The sequence below is a fragment of the Streptococcus sp. 27098_8_82 genome, from assembly GCF_041431615.1.
Classification (GTDB): domain Bacteria; phylum Bacillota; class Bacilli; order Lactobacillales; family Streptococcaceae; genus Streptococcus; species Streptococcus sanguinis_K.
On the sequence record NZ_JAPVYB010000009.1, the window covers coordinates 35,087 to 49,930 of the forward strand.

Annotated in this window: 27 protein-coding genes; all 27 read right to left on the reverse strand. The window is 41.6% G+C overall.

The window, feature by feature from the left end; genetic code table 11:
* Positions 1 to 425: 425 nt before the first annotated feature.
* The 27 genes from O3627_RS10585 to O3627_RS10715 all read right to left on the reverse strand — a co-directional run bounded on the left by O3627_RS10585 (position 426) and on the right by O3627_RS10715 (position 14,796).
* Positions 426 to 872 carry an ArpU family phage packaging/lysis transcriptional regulator gene (locus tag O3627_RS10585; RefSeq protein ID WP_371621396.1) on the reverse strand — a complete coding sequence of 149 codons (447 nt, stop codon included), beginning with the start codon at positions 870 to 872 and terminating at the stop codon, positions 426 to 428.
* Entirely contained in the window at positions 863 to 1,120 is a 258-nt protein-coding gene (locus tag O3627_RS10590; protein WP_371621397.1) for a hypothetical protein, read from the reverse strand. The genes O3627_RS10585 and O3627_RS10590 overlap by 10 nt, the downstream gene beginning before the upstream one ends.
* A gap of 35 nt (positions 1,121 to 1,155) precedes the next feature.
* Entirely contained in the window at positions 1,156 to 1,314 is a 159-nt protein-coding gene (locus tag O3627_RS10595; RefSeq protein WP_371621398.1) for a hypothetical protein, read from the reverse strand.
* Between the two features lie 48 nt (positions 1,315 to 1,362).
* Positions 1,363 to 1,770 carry a hypothetical protein gene (locus tag O3627_RS10600; RefSeq protein WP_371621399.1) on the reverse strand — a complete coding sequence of 136 codons (408 nt, stop codon included), beginning with the start codon at positions 1,768 to 1,770 and terminating at the stop codon, positions 1,363 to 1,365.
* A 1-nt stretch (position 1,771) separates the two neighbouring features.
* Complete coding sequence (locus O3627_RS10605; protein WP_371621400.1) at positions 1,772 to 1,966, reverse strand: hypothetical protein; 195 nt, start codon at positions 1,964 to 1,966, stop codon at positions 1,772 to 1,774.
* A 10-nt stretch (positions 1,967 to 1,976) separates the two neighbouring features.
* Positions 1,977 to 2,399, reverse strand: a complete 423-nt coding sequence (locus O3627_RS10610) for a hypothetical protein (protein WP_371621401.1) — start codon at positions 2,397 to 2,399, stop codon at positions 1,977 to 1,979.
* On the reverse strand, positions 2,383 to 2,583 hold the full coding sequence (locus tag O3627_RS10615; RefSeq protein ID WP_371621402.1) for a hypothetical protein: 201 nt from the start codon (positions 2,581 to 2,583) through the stop codon (positions 2,383 to 2,385). The genes O3627_RS10610 and O3627_RS10615 overlap by 17 nt, the downstream gene beginning before the upstream one ends.
* On the reverse strand, positions 2,580 to 3,002 hold the full coding sequence (locus O3627_RS10620; protein WP_371621403.1) for a RusA family crossover junction endodeoxyribonuclease: 423 nt from the start codon (positions 3,000 to 3,002) through the stop codon (positions 2,580 to 2,582). The genes O3627_RS10615 and O3627_RS10620 overlap by 4 nt, the downstream gene beginning before the upstream one ends.
* Positions 2,999 to 4,024, reverse strand: coding sequence for a DNA cytosine methyltransferase (locus tag O3627_RS10625; protein ID WP_371621404.1), 1,026 nt, complete (start codon positions 4,022 to 4,024; stop codon positions 2,999 to 3,001). The genes O3627_RS10620 and O3627_RS10625 overlap by 4 nt, the downstream gene beginning before the upstream one ends.
* Positions 4,025 to 4,036: 12 nt before the next feature.
* A complete protein-coding gene (locus tag O3627_RS10630) occupies positions 4,037 to 4,786 on the reverse strand; it encodes a site-specific DNA-methyltransferase (protein ID WP_371621405.1) in 750 nt (249 codons plus the stop codon).
* A 131-nt stretch (positions 4,787 to 4,917) separates the two neighbouring features.
* On the reverse strand, positions 4,918 to 5,106 hold the full coding sequence (locus O3627_RS10635) for a sporulation protein Cse60 (protein ID WP_371621406.1): 189 nt from the start codon (positions 5,104 to 5,106) through the stop codon (positions 4,918 to 4,920).
* The gene (locus O3627_RS10640; RefSeq protein ID WP_371621407.1) at positions 5,103 to 6,104 is read right to left on the reverse strand and encodes a DUF1351 domain-containing protein; all 1,002 of its coding nucleotides are present in this window, start codon (positions 6,102 to 6,104) and stop codon (positions 5,103 to 5,105) included. Before O3627_RS10640 ends, O3627_RS10635 begins: the two co-directional genes overlap by 4 nt.
* A gap of 15 nt (positions 6,105 to 6,119) precedes the next feature.
* Positions 6,120 to 6,863 carry a phage recombination protein Bet gene (gene bet / locus O3627_RS10645; protein ID WP_371621408.1) on the reverse strand — a complete coding sequence of 248 codons (744 nt, stop codon included), beginning with the start codon at positions 6,861 to 6,863 and terminating at the stop codon, positions 6,120 to 6,122.
* 245 nt (positions 6,864 to 7,108) lie between these two features.
* Positions 7,109 to 7,270, reverse strand: coding sequence for a hypothetical protein (locus tag O3627_RS10650; protein ID WP_371621409.1), 162 nt, complete (start codon positions 7,268 to 7,270; stop codon positions 7,109 to 7,111).
* On the reverse strand, positions 7,267 to 7,470 hold the full coding sequence (locus O3627_RS10655) for a hypothetical protein (protein ID WP_371621410.1): 204 nt from the start codon (positions 7,468 to 7,470) through the stop codon (positions 7,267 to 7,269). Before O3627_RS10655 ends, O3627_RS10650 begins: the two co-directional genes overlap by 4 nt.
* A complete protein-coding gene (locus O3627_RS10660; RefSeq protein ID WP_371621411.1) occupies positions 7,467 to 8,309 on the reverse strand; it encodes an ATP-binding protein in 843 nt (280 codons plus the stop codon). Before O3627_RS10660 ends, O3627_RS10655 begins: the two co-directional genes overlap by 4 nt.
* A 1-nt stretch (position 8,310) precedes the next feature.
* The gene (locus O3627_RS10665) at positions 8,311 to 9,216 is read right to left on the reverse strand and encodes a DnaD domain protein (protein ID WP_371621412.1); all 906 of its coding nucleotides are present in this window, start codon (positions 9,214 to 9,216) and stop codon (positions 8,311 to 8,313) included.
* A gap of 16 nt (positions 9,217 to 9,232) precedes the next feature.
* On the reverse strand, positions 9,233 to 10,507 hold the full coding sequence (locus O3627_RS10670; RefSeq protein WP_371621413.1) for an Ig-like domain-containing protein: 1,275 nt from the start codon (positions 10,505 to 10,507) through the stop codon (positions 9,233 to 9,235).
* Entirely contained in the window at positions 10,504 to 10,863 is a 360-nt protein-coding gene (locus O3627_RS10675) for a hypothetical protein (protein ID WP_371621414.1), read from the reverse strand. The genes O3627_RS10670 and O3627_RS10675 overlap by 4 nt, the downstream gene beginning before the upstream one ends.
* Positions 10,864 to 10,891: 28 nt before the next feature.
* Positions 10,892 to 11,278, reverse strand: a complete 387-nt coding sequence (locus O3627_RS10680; protein ID WP_371621415.1) for a YopX family protein — start codon at positions 11,276 to 11,278, stop codon at positions 10,892 to 10,894.
* Positions 11,275 to 11,760 carry a MazG-like family protein gene (locus tag O3627_RS10685; protein WP_371621416.1) on the reverse strand — a complete coding sequence of 162 codons (486 nt, stop codon included), beginning with the start codon at positions 11,758 to 11,760 and terminating at the stop codon, positions 11,275 to 11,277. The genes O3627_RS10680 and O3627_RS10685 overlap by 4 nt, the downstream gene beginning before the upstream one ends.
* A 22-nt stretch (positions 11,761 to 11,782) precedes the next feature.
* A complete protein-coding gene (locus tag O3627_RS10690; RefSeq protein ID WP_371621417.1) occupies positions 11,783 to 12,574 on the reverse strand; it encodes a DNA adenine methylase in 792 nt (263 codons plus the stop codon).
* Positions 12,575 to 12,600: 26 nt separating this feature from the next.
* Positions 12,601 to 12,855 (reverse strand): hypothetical protein, encoded by a 255-nt coding sequence (locus O3627_RS10695; protein WP_371621418.1) that lies wholly within the window; start codon positions 12,853 to 12,855, stop codon positions 12,601 to 12,603.
* 43 nt (positions 12,856 to 12,898) lie between these two features.
* Positions 12,899 to 13,219: an excisionase gene (locus O3627_RS10700; protein WP_371621419.1), complete on the reverse strand. Its 321-nt coding sequence runs from the start codon at positions 13,217 to 13,219 to the stop codon at positions 12,899 to 12,901.
* Positions 13,220 to 13,228: 9 nt separating this feature from the next.
* Entirely contained in the window at positions 13,229 to 13,441 is a 213-nt protein-coding gene (locus O3627_RS10705) for a helix-turn-helix domain-containing protein (RefSeq protein WP_371621420.1), read from the reverse strand.
* Positions 13,442 to 13,450: 9 nt separating this feature from the next.
* Positions 13,451 to 13,801 (reverse strand): ORF6C domain-containing protein, encoded by a 351-nt coding sequence (locus O3627_RS10710; protein WP_371621421.1) that lies wholly within the window; start codon positions 13,799 to 13,801, stop codon positions 13,451 to 13,453.
* A gap of 59 nt (positions 13,802 to 13,860) precedes the next feature.
* A complete protein-coding gene (locus tag O3627_RS10715) occupies positions 13,861 to 14,796 on the reverse strand; it encodes a DUF3102 domain-containing protein (RefSeq protein ID WP_371621422.1) in 936 nt (311 codons plus the stop codon).
* Positions 14,797 to 14,844: the final 48 nt, after the last annotated feature.

The window sequence follows — 14,844 nt, forward strand, 5'->3', positions numbered from 1 at the left end:
CCGTGCAGGACTCGAACCTGCGCTTTCGCAGCACCGCGCTACGACTTCCCAGAAAATTAAATAGGAGCTTAATAAAATAGAAAAAGTTTCAGTCGGCAGACTGTTGCTTATCTGCCAAAAGACGATACCGGAATTGAACCGGTTGACTTCCCCAAATCGTCTATAAACCCTGCCGGCCACAAGCAGGAAAATTCAGAAAGGTAAAAAATTGAAAACATATTTTAAAGGAGATTATGAAACATCGCTCGTTTGGTCAACGTCCGCGCTTTCGTGTGGCCTTATGAGCTAACAGCCTTTGACAACTGCTAGCCCAGAATCATAGGAGTAACGTATGGAAAAAGTTGAAAAATCCATCTGTCAATTTCTTGACAATACTATTATATCAAGTATTTTCGCTAACGCTTTACGCGTTTTCTACGCTTTAACTACGTTTCAACGACAAGCACAGCATTTCTGTACTGCTCCGCAAAAGCTAAGAGAGCCATTCTCCGCATTTCAAAGTATCTTGTGTTCTCAACGTGGATCAGTTTTGCTATATCCTCATGCTGCATTCTAGGATGTCTGATATATCTGTTGGTTAAGATACATCGATAATCTGTATCAAACATGCGACTAACCGCTTGTTCTATTTGCTCCATCTCAGAAGTTGCGTCTGCTCTGCGAACTCCCAAAGTTTCGACTTGCTTGCTAGGGCCTCCTCCGCCCCTTGGTTCTATCGTGAACTCTTGAGTTATCTTCTGCTCCATAGACTCGCAAGCAATGACCCTCCAACGATGATATTCAGACAGCTTTGACTCCGCTCTTTTGATGGTTGCGTCTTCATCTACCAAAGGTAATAGCGGTATTCCATCCGGACTGTATTTCAATGCCATCTTTTCTCCCGCTCTTTTTTTATTTTCTTTTTCTCGAAGAAAGCAAAAACTTCGCTCAAAAGGTAAATTATTAAGCCTATCGCAAAAGCGATTGCTAGAGACACAACATACTGATACACCTTATACGGAAATATAACAGATAACCAATCTATATATGCTTTAATTCCTAAAATAATACCTATTCCCAAAAAACAAAGTGCCGTTAAAAACATAGTTATGAAGCCGATTACATTCAATAATTTACTCATTCTTTCACCTCCTCTTTTTTAATCTGTGTTTTCCGCTAAAATCCTCTCTTGAAAATAATCCTATCAATATTGACATGCTGGTTAATTTCAACGGGCATGATAATCTCTGCCCCTTTTGCCAATTGCTTGATATGGTAGTCACTTAAGTACAATTCAAGACGGCCTAAATCGCTGCTAAAAAAAATTTTATTCATATTCCAAACCCCTCAATTTAACATAATCACCTATTTTTAATTTCATACTTAAATCCCAAAAGACCTCTCTAAATACATTTCACGCTTCAATCTGCGTCTTAGCTTACGTTGTCGTTCCGCTTCACTGTCGCTCGTCGCCCCCCCCACCCCGATTTTTGAATTGTCATCGATGTAATCTTGTGCGACTTTTAGCCATCGCTTATCAACCGTCTTGCAGTCCATTTTTTCACGCAAGCAAGTGATAAGGAACTCTTTATCAAACAAGCTGTCTAGCTTTATCATCAGTCGAACTGGTGGAAAGCGCCCTGCTCTTTCGTCGCTGTTAAGTCTAGTTCTGTCGGAATTTAGCTTTGCACCCTCAAACCCTAACTGTGCCATCATTTCTTTCTTTGTGCCAAAAGTTTCTGTTTTCTCAGCTAAGATTCTGTAAAACTTTTGGACATTGGTTTCAGTCATCTCAAACCTCTTCGACTTTCCAACCAAGAATATCTGCCACTTTCTGCGCTTCTTCCTTGGTATCAAATTTCTTAACGTAAGTCATCGTGCCTGGTTGTTCGTCGGCTAATATGACAATTTCAATGTCTTCTTGATATTTTTGGAAATACAAATGATTGCCATCTGTAACAACATATTCATATGATTTTTCTTTCATTTCTCTTCTCCTATGCTTTCACAACTGGGAAATGAATATCACCAATCACTAGGGACCCTACGCTGTAATAATATCCGTTATGTTCTGCCTCACAGTTGGCAATAGCTACAGGGTTCTGATTGTGGAAGATAGTTACTTTGTTTTTATAACCCGTTCCCCAATGGTCAGGGATTTCTTTAGGTTCCCCAATTTCAACATCAGTAATCATAGCATCAAGTGATACATCTTGGAACTCCCCACCTGCTGAGGCACAGCAATCACTTTCAGACATTTCAATAGTGATCTTTGTGCCATCTTCAAGTATCAGAAAGTCTTTATCCCATTTCACGATACGCTTGTAGAGTAACAATTCTTTAAGTTCTTCCAGTGAGCCGTATCTTGCATTTTTCCAATCAGGCTCAAAGTAGTTTGGTAGTTTAATAGTTTCTGTCATCTTCCAGCTCCTTTATCTCCTTTTGCAATTCCTTGATGTGTCCTCTTAATCGTTCTCTGCGAAGACCTGCGTTGCGATAACCTAACTTGCGATTGCAGAAGTTATCTTCTTCTTTGTTATCCAAACGCTTTTGATACACTTCCAAAGAATGCCTAAGCTGTTTCAATCTCTCCTCTTTAGTCATTCCAATTCCTCTATTTCTACCTCGATGCGAGGATTTAGGCTATATACTTTCTTAGCCCATATTTCCGATACTCTACCGTCGTCCGTCCACACGCAACCAGCGTCTGATATGCTGTCAAACAGAGACTTAATGTAGTTGTCTGTGTCCGGCAGTGTAGCGACTGGTATTGTTTCATCTTCCAGCATCGGGCGCTTGTATTTCGTATTCAGCAGTTGCTTCGTCGGCTTGATGTAGAAAATTGCTCTAACTTTTAAAGCTGCATCGTACTTCTTACCTTTCCATTGGTTTCTAACCAAAAGAGCACACTGTCTGCGCCACAAGCGCATATCATTTCTTTCATAAGCCGAAGCTCTACCACGGACGACCGCTAGTCTTGGTCTGCTCTGTGGTTTCGGCTCTATGTTTAGTGTTAATTTCATCCCAACTCCCTTGCTATCGCTTCGATCACATTGACTGTCACGCTGTTTCCTGCTTGTTTGTATAGTTGACTATTACTATTCACCTCTTGCGCCTTATCAAAAGCCCAATCAGGGAAGCCTTGCAGTCTCCAGCACTCTCGAGGTGTCAGCTTTCGAATACGAAAGTCTGGTGTGACTACTCCTTGGCTTTCTCCCGTCAAAAGAGTGTTAGCCTGTCCTTTTCCAACTCGCCCTCTGCGTGTTTTAGAGTTTGGGTGTGCTAGGTTTACGCTGTCACCGATTTCGGCTTCAGCATATCCTTGAGCGGTTGCTTCACGGACTTTAATTTTTGGCTCTCTATTCCCACCTTGCATAGTATCTAGTGTTGGAGCGATTCCTTTCGTATCAATCACACGCCAAATGTTTTCGTACTTTAGCTGTTTACGGATTTTCTTAGAGTCATTAATCTGTATTATATTGTTTCCGTTAATTTCTTCACTATTTCCTCCGAAAGGAAATACTCCTCTGGTACGTTTTCCTCTAAGATGTCCGATAATGAACACACGTTCCCGGTTTTGGGGGACTCCAAAGTTTTTGCTGTTAAGCACTTGCCATTCAGCGTCATACCCCAACTCATCCAAGGCTGCGATAATGGTCTCGAACGTATTCCCCCCATCATGGTTGAGGAGTCCTTTGACGTTCTCAAGGAATAGCAAGCGAGGTCTGAGAATAGATGCGAACCGTGCGATTTCAAAAAACAAAGTTCCTCGAGTATCTTCAAATCCTTTCCGTTTTCCCGCAACGCTGAAAGCCTGGCACGGAAATCCTCCGCAGATAACGTCAACTCGTCCAATTCCTCGAACAGACTCGTCTGATACTGCTGTGATGTCATGCAGTTCAATTTCTCCTTTCGTATCGTGTATAGCTTTGTAGGATTTGCGAGCAAATTTGTCTATTTCGCAAAAACCCACACATTCATGGCCTGCAGCTTCCATGCCAAGACGAAAACCGCCAATGCCTGCAAATAAATCTAAAAATTTCATAATCTAAACCTCCTAAAACAGACTTACTTGAAAATTGGCAAGCATTTTTTCTTTCGCCTTTTTATAAAAATCTTTTTTAATTTCAAAACCATAGGCAGAGCGCCCCATCTCGATTGCTGCTCTCAATGTTGAGCCGCTTCCAGCGACAGGGTCAATTACTACATCTTCTGGATCAGTAAAGATTTCAATCAATCGCTTCAAAACTGGTATAGGCTTTTGTGTGGGGTGGATAACAGGGTAAGAGTTATCTTTTTCCCAAGGTGCATGATTGAGTATCATTGCGCCTTGGTTATTAAATTTAGGGAGCTTATCACGATATAAAACCGTAGCTTCCTCAACCGCACCAACAATTTTCATATTTGCTTTTAATACCTGCGGGCTAGATTTTTTTGTGAAATAAAGTGGATAAGCATTATTAAAACCATGCTTCCGTCCGCATTCAATTACTAGCTCCCTTTGCTGCCAAGCATGAAACACAATCATGGCTGGCGCTTTGCCTTTTTCTTTTGGTTCTTTTTTAAGCAGACGACTACAAAAATCAAAGAAATTGTTGATTTTAAAGTCATTGTCTGTATCAAAGAAAGATTTTCCTGCAAGTTTACTTTCGCCATTTGAGTTGTCCCCGTCTTTATACCAACGTGGATCAGAAGCATAAGCATTGTTCCCTAAATTATAAGGAATATCAGCGATAATCAGCTGTGCTCTTGGAATGTTATAGCGCTTCGCATTTTCAAAATGGTCGTTAAATAATTCATATTTCATAATCTAATCAAAATCCACCAGCCAATTTGTTGTGAGCATGGCTTGGCTGGTGAAATCCTTTACGTCATTCGTCCAAGTCTGACGCTTAATTCTAGTTCGCTTTTTACGTGGTTCACGGCACGTTGTTTTGTTTATTTTTCAGTTTCTTTGTAAATAACCATAGCTGCACATCGTTCTTCAAAGCCGTACTTTGTTTCAGCTATAGCATTTTGGAATTTAATATCAATCAGTTCGGCTTTGGGATTTCGCTTGAAGAAGTTGTTTACATCCCATTCTAGGTCGCCGCCAGTGTTTTCTTTAAAAACTTTTACTTGGATCATGCTTTCTTCATCCCCTCAACTGTTTCAAATTCGATGTCATTTGCATCAAGCCACTCTTTAAACGCATTTGCTTGCTCTAAATCCAGCCAGAACTTGATAGTCGTTACATACTTAGCCGTATTGCCGTCTGTTTTCGTCTGTGCTGCATTTTTTTCTTGTCCGAGGGTATTTGTACCGCCCTCGATTATCTCGCCTGTATCGGCGTCGTATGCCTTGATATGAGCTTGCGCATTTTCTTGAGCTAATCGCTCAATTTCTGCTTTTCGTTCTTCTTCGGCTTTTGCTTGCGCTTCCTGCTGCTGTCTAAAGAGCTTCGCAGACTCAATGTCCTTGTTAATGTTGTTCAGCACTTCTGCAAGCATCAATCCGCTTTCGTAAGCTCTGATGTATGTTGCAGGGCCCAGTCCGTTGTTAGCACATTGAGCGCTGATGGCTGTGATGTCTTGGTCTTTCTGATTTTGCTTATTTAATTCATCCATAACGATAGCTTCAAGCTCTGTTTCTGTTTTCTTTAAGAGCGTAAAGCTATCTTTCTTGAATTGTGTAGCTTTCGTGTACTCGTCCAAGTATTGCTCAAAAACTTCCGGATTGAGATTGCCTGCTGCTGCTTTTTCTGCAAACCAATTGCGGACTGCGTCTTTTCGTAGCGCCTTTTGGTTTTCTTCGTATCCGTCAATTTGACGCTTGAGTTCGTCAATCAAGCCTTTTAGTTTGCTGTAAGGCGCTTTGTACGCTTTTTCAAAGTCGGCATAAGGTTCATTGATTGCCCCCTTGATTTCTTTGCGTCGGTCTTCTAGGCTTTTGCTCAACTTGTTCAAGTCGGTTCGTGCTTGTTTGACTTCCTCAATCGAATTGACTTCAAGGTCAAATGTTCCATATCGAGCAATAGCTTGCTCAATTCCTGCTTCAAAGGCCGCAAAGTCGCTAAATGCGACCTTGGCCGGCTCGAAAGTAATTTTAATGTTGTCTAGTTGATTGATTTTTTCTGCTTCTTTCATTCTTCACTCCTCGTCTCAGATAAAAGGCAATTCGATTTGTTCTGCTTCTGCTTCTGTCCGAGCTTCCGCTTCTTCAAAAGCTTTTTGCAATTCGGCTTCACGGTTGCGTTCTTCTTCCTCTTGCTTCATCTGCTCGATTTCTTGCATCTTGCGTGCTCGGACTTCTTCTTGGGTTTCTTGCGGCGTCACATCGATAGGTGCTGCTTGTTCCATTTCGTCGCTTGTGTAGAGTCCGCCAACGTCTTCAGAGAATGAATCGCGAATTGCTGCAACGGTAGCGACCTTTTCAATCATCTGTCCTGGAGCTTTCTGCCACCAGTTCTTGCCAGTGTTATATGCTGACAACTCCACTTCACGATAGACCGGTCTTGTTCGGTCTTTGCGATAGACCTCACACCAGCCGCCGATTAGAGTGCTATTTTTGGGTAAGATAACGCCTTTTTTATTTTTCAATTCTCCGCTTGCGTCTTCGTAGATAATCCCGCTTTCAAGTCCGTCATAATTAGGATTCTGTTCAGCTCGTTTCATAAAAGCATCCTTTGAAACAACGATTTGAGCTGGGTTGTTGCCATATTTAATAAAATAAACTTCTCTCGTGAACGGGTTTAGATTGCGATTTTTCACGAGAGCAAGTAAGGTCTGTAATTCCTGCGGGCTTGCTTGATGTTTTGGATCAACAAAGTCTCGCAAAGTTTTGCCGTCCAGTTGCTGCAGGTCGGTCAAATAGCCGCCCTTTTGTACTGAAATTTCATTAGTCATTTTGTTACTCCTTGTTCTACATTTGTAGTTTTTGCTTATATTTTCGATTCTAATAAATTTTATTGTTTTAGTGGCACAATTATACTCTCGATAGTTTAAAATCGATTGTGCGCCATTCTGTGGCTTTCTAGGCACATATACGCTATAAGTCGTCTCCGATATATAGCCATTGGCCGCCTGAGAAGATAAAACATTCTTCTTTTGGCTCTGGTTGCTCTGGTTCTGTCATCAGCCACTTGTCATAGTCAAACGGTTCTATCATTGCCGACCTCGCTATATTTCTTCAACAGCAGCCAAGTTTCTTGTATAAATTTCACTTTATCGTGCCGCTTGTACCATTTCAGCCGTTTCCGCTCGTTTGGCGTGACATAGTAGAGTAAGGCTGTTTCGTACTCTTGGATTGTCATAGTCCCACCTCCCAAGTGAATACTCCGCCCGCTTGATGCAGACTTTCCATTTCTCGCAGCTTCCAATAGCAGACATCGCCGCTGACTTTCATCAGCCTGTTTACAAGCATGTCTGATAGCTCGTAGTATTTGTCGCTAAACACTGCCACCATTTCAAAATTGCTCATTTCTGGCTTTAAGACACTTTTTCTTTTTTTCATATCCTCCTCCTGCTTTCTGTATCTGTCTTAAATCTAAATACATTGTCCTTTCCGGCAAGTATGCGGTCTAGCAAGCTAGGCTCATACAGTTGCTTTAGTTGTTCCCCTGCGTAATTAGTTGTAATAATCGTTTTTGTTCTTCCCTCAAGCAGCCGATATAAAACTGACTGCGCCCAACTGCTGCCCTCTCTGATAGAGTTCCCAACGTTTGACTCTTTGCCAAGGTCGTCTAATACCAAGAAATCAACATCTTGCAAGAATTTGATTGTCGCCCGTTCTTCCCACTTCGCACCTTTGAGGTTAAAGGCTTCTTTCATTCGCATAAAAAGTTCAGATACTGGCATATAGACCACTGATTTCTTTTCTCCGATTTTTTGAAAGCCCTCATTGAGCGACTTTGCCATGCCTAAAGCAAGGTGACTTTTCCCGACGCCGGGAGGGCCTTGTAAAATTACATTTCCCTCATAGCGCCCTTTGAAATAGTCGGTCGCAAATCGTTTGACGAAGTTCACCGCTTCTGCGTCTTGCTCTGTGTGGATTTCATAACTTCCGATTGTTTCTTTTGCGATTTTCGGAGATACAATTGACTCTCTCTCAAATACTGCATAGCTTTTAAAATTTCTGATTTGTGCTTCCGCTTCTGCTCCTGCTCTTGTGATGTCATCGTTGATGATTTCTTGTCCGCATTCAGGGCAGAACTCAAATGTGTTTTGAGTGCATGGGTTTTTAGTCCTTATCATCAAGACTGTTGGATGCTTCTGGCATCGCTTGTCAATAGCATGCGTGTTAGCGTAATATGCTGCTCTTAGGTCTTTAATGCTTCTAACTTCTTCTGCCATACTAAATACCTAGCTTTGGATCGTAGCCGTCGTCTAGCATTGTGACTTTGCCAGACTTTTTCCTTGACTTAACACGATTGCGGACAAGCTCTGCTGTTGTCAACCCCTCATGCTTCCAGCGATTAAGGATTCCATTCAGATAAGCAAAGTATGGCTTTCCATTGTCTACGGCTTCCTTGACTGCCAAGTGCAAGACCTCCATTTTGTGTTCTTCAACCAAATAGCGCATTTCATCGACTTGCAAAGGGGACGGCTGTTTCCCAAAATTTTCTAAAATTAGTTGATTAAATTCTCCTAACGGAGTGGCGGTGGCGGGCGAAGCTGGCTTGTCTTTTTTAGCCTTACTAAATAAAGTGTTTCCCCCCACCGTCGTAGACCCGTTATAGTTATTATCAGTATAGATATTATTAGTATAGTTATAATTAGTATAGTTAGAGTTAAGCTCGTTTACTTTCGGAAGTAAATCTGTTTTACTTTCGTGGTAAAGCTCGTTTACTTTCGGAAGTAAATCTGTTTTACTTTCGTGGTAAAGCTCGTTTACTTTCGGAAGTAAATCTGTTTTACTTTCTAAAACCTCAGTAAACTTATTAACAAAGATGACATCAGAGCCATTAAAAACCTTTCTTGTTTCAATCAATCCAGAGTCGATTAGCTCTTTCTTGACCTTGATTGCTGTTGGTCTTGATTTTTGGACAATCCGCTCGATTTCGTCAACTGTACAATGAATATAAGGCACAATCCCGTCTATCCAGTTGTTCTTGATAGATAAGCTTAGTCGATTTCGCATGTAGCTGTATAAAAACTTAGCTTCCAAGCTTAAATCTGCTAACTTTGGATTTTCTAGCAATTCAAGCGGTACTGCAATAAAGCGTAAATTTTCGTTGATGTCATGGACTGTATAGACCATATTCTCCCTCCTAACTTTATTTTTTCTTTTTACCCTCCCAGATAGTTCCAATGCAGATTAGAGCAGAAACTCCGAGGATTGACAGAAAGACATTGCTGACCTCTCCTGTCTTCGGTAATTCGTTCGCAGAGGTCTTTAATTTGCTCTCTACTGCGTTTTTCGGTTCTTCCTTGGTACTTGGAGCAGGCGGTTCTTTTTCGAGCGTTTTAGGCGGTAATTCTGGCTTTTTAGGTTCGTCTGGAATTACTAACTCTGGCAAGTCTAAGGTTGGCGCTGGTGGAAGCAATGGAACATCGTTCAAATCAAGTTCCGGTTTATCAACCTGTGGCGCTTCGTTTGGAATTTCCCAGATTGGTTTAGGACGGTTCTTTCCGTCTGCTGTACCGCTGCCAGATACCCACTTGTAATCAACCTTATGCTCGATCCAATAGTCATTAGCAGTTACCTTGATAGTGTTGACTGGTACAGTCGCTTGTGTAGCATAGCGAGTGCTATACTCAAAGACCAGTACATTGTTTAAGAAGCCAACATAGTAGTCAAAGCCATTCTCACGCATGCTAAGCATATCCATATTGCCAGGCCAAGCGTATGTCCACGGATTGGCAGAATGCAAATAGCTGATTTTCATGCTGCCTGGAACATAGCGGGCTTCGTTATCCCAAGTATCAGATACGCTAACACGGTTCATGGTTGCTTTGCGGTAGTTGATACGAGCGACCCAATGAACGACATTTGGATCTTCCTTGTCCTGATAACCCCATTTATAAAGTTCTTCGTTTGGGTTAGTGTCGCCCTTGCTGCCACTTTCCATTTCAACGATTGTGCCGCTAAAATTCAAGTTCATCTTGCCCTCTTCACGGACGATTTCAGAGTTGATTTTCGTCTGCAGATTAAGGCTGATTGACTTGTTCAAAGGGTGTTCCTTGAAGTAGTCGTTGAATACTGTAGTCACGTTATTTTCTTTGGCATTTGCGGTAGCTTGACCGACTTCTGCACCCTCGTTGTTGGTTACTGGAAATTCGTAGTTAGTTTCTAGTTCCAACTCTTGCGGGAGCGGCATTGTTAGCGTGTCGCCTTGATTGATTTCAACATCGTCTGGAATGTCTGTCTTAACTGTGACATCTACCTTGTCGTAGTAGCTGTCACCTTGCTTCTGCACTTCGACTGTCGGCTCTGTGACAGTAATTTCTGTGCCTTCTTTTGTGACTTCGCTTGCTAGTACATGATTTGAGATAAGCAGCCCGCTAACTGCTGCGAGTGCGATTGCTGATAATTTAATTGTGTTTTTCATTTTCTTTCTCCTTTCTCAATTCCTCCCAAAATTTTTATTTCACGTTCAATTTGCTCTTTTTTATTTTTCAGATCCGACAGATTTTGTGCATCAATCGCTTTCTTGATGATATCAAGCCGTTCAATCTCTTTTTTAAATTTTATTAATGTTTCAACTTCTCTCGCATAATCTCTAAAATTATTCGACCACTCGTAATCATCCCAGCCGAATGATTTGATTAGCTCTCGTCTTAAATCATTGTATTTTCGTCTCAAATCATTATTGACTTTCGCTTGCAGATGTAAAGCGAACATAGTCATAGCGATAATCATCAAACATGCTGAAAACATTGACCAAAACATTATATTTTCCATCATCTCAACTCCTTAATTTTCTTCTTAGTTTTTATTCAAGCAATTCTGGATTTTCGTATGTGTTGCCGACGACATCTAATGATATGTGGTCGGCCAAGCCGTTAAAGAATAGCGCTCTTGGTTCGTTGTGTTCTATATCAATCCCAAACATGGCCCAATTATCAAAATATCTGACAACTCCTTTACTGTCAGCAGATGGAACTTTGGTATTTTGATATTGGACAACATCCCCCTCGAAAATCTCCTTGCCATTCTTGTCTTTTAGTCCTGTTGATTGTATGAGGACAAGGTCGTCTGATTTACATTTAAAAGTGATACCATCACCAATGAACTCAAATTCACCACGGTACCAATGAATTTCATCAACATCAATCATTTCTTTCTCTTCTTTGAGCCAAGCTCTAAATTTCGGTGTCATTTCAAATCCTCCTCTTTCACAAACACACCATCAACCATTTTCCCTTTACGATCCTTGATTTCATTCCATGCTAGTTCAAGGCAGGCTTCAAGTGTAGTGTCGTATCTAATGCTGATAATTTCCAAGTATCGGTTGATTTCCAGTATGTTTCGCTTGCTTGTTCTAGGCCCGATGTTTCCGGATAGATCGCCGATTGAAATTGCGATGTCGCAGAGCAGCGTAGTCATGCCATGAGGAGAGGTCGGTTGCTCCACATACAAGCTTCCAAGCTCAATCCCTCTTTGCTGACAGTAGATTATTTCCACGACCAGCATGTCACCGATACTGTCCTTGACTTGCTCAATATTTCCTTTGAGGTGTCCTTGGACGAGTTCCCCAAACTCCTCATAGAGTTTCAATAGCTGCTTACGACTGTCAGCCTTATCCAATCCACGGTCTTTCGACCATTGCTGCACATTTTCGATTAATTCTTTCAATTCCATTATTTTCTCCTTTTTGTCTGTTTTAAAATAATTTAAGCTGTTCTTTTGATTGGAAATTCATCCAAAGGACTTCTGTCCTCGGCAGTCCTTTCTCTGCAGTCGCCGAAAACTCCAGCCTGTCCCAATTTGATAATCGCTCGTTATACAAATCGCTATCATATCCGCTCAGAAGAATTTTGGCCTTAGACTGATTTAAAATTTCTAATAAATCTTCGTGGTCACGGTCATCCATTTCTACTGAATATTGCTTTCTCGTTCTTGTGCTAAGGACGTAAGGAGGATCTACATACATGCATACATCCTTATAATTGTGTTTTGCGATCAATTCGATTGCCGGCCGAGACTCGATCTGAACCTGTTTAAGGCGCAAAGTTGCTTCGCGAATAAGTTCAGGTATGTCGTTCCAATGTTTGACAGCATAAGATTTTTCTCTTCCAATCACATCATTTTTCCAGCCTGATTTTTCATTTAATCTAAAACCATGGCTCATAACAGAGCGAATAATAAAATTAAGCGCTTTGTCAACTTCTTTTTCTGGCCGTACTGCCCAAGCTAAATCATAAACTTTTCTGCTATATGGTGTTAAGAATACTTTTTCTGACAGTTCTTTTGGCTTATTTTTTATTACTTGAAACAAATTAACGATATCATCGTTTAAATCATTAACTGTTTCAATAGCGCTTACTTGCTTTGTGAATAACACTGCGCCGCTTCCAAAATATGGCTCTAAATATGTTTTGTGTTCAGGAAGTAACTGCGAAATTCTAGCAGCAAGATTCCATTTGCTTCCCGGGTATCTCAAAATAGATTTCATTTCATCACTTTCTTCTTCGTCTACACCTAAAAGTATTCAAACGCTGGCGTAATGCCTTTCCTAGCCATCGCCAAAGCAGCAATTTCCGCTTGTCGTTGTTCCATGTGGTACAGCTCCAAGTCTTCGTGATACTGTTCCATCAGTTCGGCTTGCATGCGTTCCAATCGCTCTTTCTTTGCACGTTTGCGTGCGTCCATGCGGTTACCGTACCAGCCGGCTAAAAATGCGATTGTTGCAATCAATGCAACTCCCATCAATTGACTTGTTAATGTCGGCTCCATTGTTTTTTCTCCTCGTTGTGTGATATAATTAAGCAAATACTTTTTAGAAGCCTAATCGCTTCGCTAGTGCCTTGTCCGACTCTATCTCGGCAAGGCTTATTTTTTTAGCTCGGTAGCGGTTTACTTGCTTCCACTTCCAGAACTTTCGGAAACCCTCATAGTCTACAAACATCAGCTTGTGCGTCGGATTGAAGACATATTGCTCGAATTCTGCATTTTCTCGCATTTCTTTGACAAATTGCTTTGCCGTTGGAAGTGTCAGTCCTTGCCACCTTTGCATTAGATGTTCATAATCTCCGCCTGTCGGTTCTTCCGTTCCGTCAGCTGGCGTATAGATAATTTCTTTTATCTTTACCTGCGGCATCTTCTCCCCCTACCTTTCTTCAAAGACAGTCCAACTATCAGAGATAGACAGCTTTTTAGTGATTTCAAGCTTCAGGCTATCACTTCCATGCCCCTCTTTGATTAGTCGATTGATTGCAGCTGGTGTGACGCCGATGACTGTTGCCAAGTCCGACTGACTCCAACCTTTTTCGTTGAGTCGCTGCTTGACTAGCTCAATCCATTTCTTGTGTTGTTGGCTCATATTCCCTCCTTAATTGAATAGCGATACTTGCTGATTTGCGTTGAAAATTTCATCTTTCAGCTCTGGGCTGATAGACCAGCGACGAATGAATGACACTGCATCGTGGAAGTTCTTGGCAGGAATTTCGCGGCGACGAACTCCAAAGTGTTTGCGGATCGCATGATTAATGTCAGAGTATGCCTTTCCTCGGATATGGTTATCCCGATAAGCCGGGGCTTTCTTCCCTTGCAGGAAACCAACGATTTTCTTGTTGACTTCTTCTGTCAGCATGTTCTCTTGTACGGCATTCACTCGCATAGTGTCTTCAAGATTAGTAATGCGGTGTTCGTGATTTTCAATGCTATCTAGCATCTTCCGCATTACGCTGATTTCTGATAGCGATTGTTCGCTGCTTGCGCTTTTTCCAATAATTTCGTTTGTCATATGATTTCTCCCTCTAATACTTCTGTTTCCTTGAGCATACTTCCCATGTCCTCGGCAAGTCTGCTGATTGCTTTTTGCAACTGTTCAAATTCGTTTCTGACTTTACTGTCAGAGTGTAATATCCGTTGTTCGTCCACATAGACCAGACCGCCCATGTTTACGACCATTTCATTTCCTTTCCGGATAAATGATAGTAGACTCTTATAGCTGCCGATTTTCGCTTGTGCTTCGTTCAATTGTCCTTGCGACTGCTTGATGGCTTTTGTCAGCTCGTCATACTTAGCCGACTTTTCATCAACTGCTTTGCGCTCTTCGACAAGCTTGTTATATTGCTCCTCGATGAACTCTGCTCGGTCGTTTAAGTCGTCGTATTCTCGTTTGAGCTGGCTATTCTTCTCTAGCAGCGTGGCATTTAGCGACTTAGTAGCGTCGTAGTCTGCCGGTGCGACTTCGATTTCTTTGACAACTTCCTTTTCAATCGTCTTGGTTTCAAGGCCTTTCAAGGCTTGTTCTGCCAAGCGCTCGTTCTTCTCTCGCAAGCTGTCGTTGGCGCTTCGTGCGAGATTAAGCTGGCGCTTGACCTCTTGTAGCTCTCTGACTGTTGGATTGTCGCCTTGCTCAATCCGTTCAATCTGTTCTTGCCTATTTTCCTCTGGCAAGGTTGCGATAAGATGCAATGCTGTTGTTCCTAAATTTCGTAACGTTTCGAAATTTGGCAATTCTTTAGCGATTTTCATAGACTTACTAGCAAAGTCCTTGTCAATCCCTAAATTCTGATACCATTCCATAAACTGCCCATGCACTAAGTCATGCTCCTTAACATGATTAAGCCGTCTGCCGATTTCCCAAATTGACTGACCGGCAAGTTGCTTGTGGTGATTGATTTCAAGCTCAATCTGCGCTAAATTGTCAGATAATGCTATTTCTTGCATTTACTTTTCCTTTCTCCTGTGATATAATTTAGTCGAAAAATTTTTTGT

Bases quoted from the DNA above. Each gene is read 5' to 3' on its own strand.
- O3627_RS10585 (WP_371621396.1), bottom strand. From the start codon at position 872: ATGGCATTGAAATACAGTCCGGATGGAATACCGCTATTACCTTTGGTA.
- O3627_RS10590 (WP_371621397.1), bottom strand. From the start codon at position 1,120: ATGAGTAAATTATTGAATGTAATCGGCTTCATAACTATGTTTTTAACG.
- O3627_RS10595 (WP_371621398.1), bottom strand. From the start codon at position 1,314: ATGAATAAAATTTTTTTTAGCAGCGATTTAGGCCGTCTTGAATTGTAC.
- O3627_RS10600 (WP_371621399.1), bottom strand. From the start codon at position 1,770: ATGACTGAAACCAATGTCCAAAAGTTTTACAGAATCTTAGCTGAGAAA.
- O3627_RS10605 (WP_371621400.1), bottom strand. From the start codon at position 1,966: ATGAAAGAAAAATCATATGAATATGTTGTTACAGATGGCAATCATTTG.
- O3627_RS10610 (WP_371621401.1), bottom strand. From the start codon at position 2,399: ATGACAGAAACTATTAAACTACCAAACTACTTTGAGCCTGATTGGAAA.
- O3627_RS10615 (WP_371621402.1), bottom strand. From the start codon at position 2,583: ATGACTAAAGAGGAGAGATTGAAACAGCTTAGGCATTCTTTGGAAGTG.
- O3627_RS10620 (WP_371621403.1), bottom strand. From the start codon at position 3,002: ATGAAATTAACACTAAACATAGAGCCGAAACCACAGAGCAGACCAAGA.
- O3627_RS10625 (WP_371621404.1), bottom strand. From the start codon at position 4,024: ATGAAATTTTTAGATTTATTTGCAGGCATTGGCGGTTTTCGTCTTGGC.
- O3627_RS10630 (WP_371621405.1), bottom strand. From the start codon at position 4,786: ATGAAATATGAATTATTTAACGACCATTTTGAAAATGCGAAGCGCTAT.
- O3627_RS10635 (WP_371621406.1), bottom strand. From the start codon at position 5,106: ATGATCCAAGTAAAAGTTTTTAAAGAAAACACTGGCGGCGACCTAGAA.
- O3627_RS10640 (WP_371621407.1), bottom strand. From the start codon at position 6,104: ATGAAAGAAGCAGAAAAAATCAATCAACTAGACAACATTAAAATTACT.
- bet (WP_371621408.1), bottom strand. From the start codon at position 6,863: ATGACTAATGAAATTTCAGTACAAAAGGGCGGCTATTTGACCGACCTG.
- O3627_RS10650 (WP_371621409.1), bottom strand. From the start codon at position 7,270: ATGACAATCCAAGAGTACGAAACAGCCTTACTCTACTATGTCACGCCA.
- O3627_RS10655 (WP_371621410.1), bottom strand. From the start codon at position 7,470: ATGAAAAAAAGAAAAAGTGTCTTAAAGCCAGAAATGAGCAATTTTGAA.
- O3627_RS10660 (WP_371621411.1), bottom strand. From the start codon at position 8,309: ATGGCAGAAGAAGTTAGAAGCATTAAAGACCTAAGAGCAGCATATTAC.
- O3627_RS10665 (WP_371621412.1), bottom strand. From the start codon at position 9,216: ATGGTCTATACAGTCCATGACATCAACGAAAATTTACGCTTTATTGCA.
- O3627_RS10670 (WP_371621413.1), bottom strand. From the start codon at position 10,507: ATGAAAAACACAATTAAATTATCAGCAATCGCACTCGCAGCAGTTAGC.
- O3627_RS10675 (WP_371621414.1), bottom strand. From the start codon at position 10,863: ATGATGGAAAATATAATGTTTTGGTCAATGTTTTCAGCATGTTTGATG.
- O3627_RS10680 (WP_371621415.1), bottom strand. From the start codon at position 11,278: ATGACACCGAAATTTAGAGCTTGGCTCAAAGAAGAGAAAGAAATGATT.
- O3627_RS10685 (WP_371621416.1), bottom strand. From the start codon at position 11,760: ATGGAATTGAAAGAATTAATCGAAAATGTGCAGCAATGGTCGAAAGAC.
- O3627_RS10690 (WP_371621417.1), bottom strand. From the start codon at position 12,574: ATGAAATCTATTTTGAGATACCCGGGAAGCAAATGGAATCTTGCTGCT.
- O3627_RS10695 (WP_371621418.1), bottom strand. From the start codon at position 12,855: ATGGAGCCGACATTAACAAGTCAATTGATGGGAGTTGCATTGATTGCA.
- O3627_RS10700 (WP_371621419.1), bottom strand. From the start codon at position 13,219: ATGCCGCAGGTAAAGATAAAAGAAATTATCTATACGCCAGCTGACGGA.
- O3627_RS10705 (WP_371621420.1), bottom strand. From the start codon at position 13,441: ATGAGCCAACAACACAAGAAATGGATTGAGCTAGTCAAGCAGCGACTC.
- O3627_RS10710 (WP_371621421.1), bottom strand. From the start codon at position 13,801: ATGCGGAAGATGCTAGATAGCATTGAAAATCACGAACACCGCATTACT.
- O3627_RS10715 (WP_371621422.1), bottom strand. From the start codon at position 14,796: ATGCAAGAAATAGCATTATCTGACAATTTAGCGCAGATTGAGCTTGAA.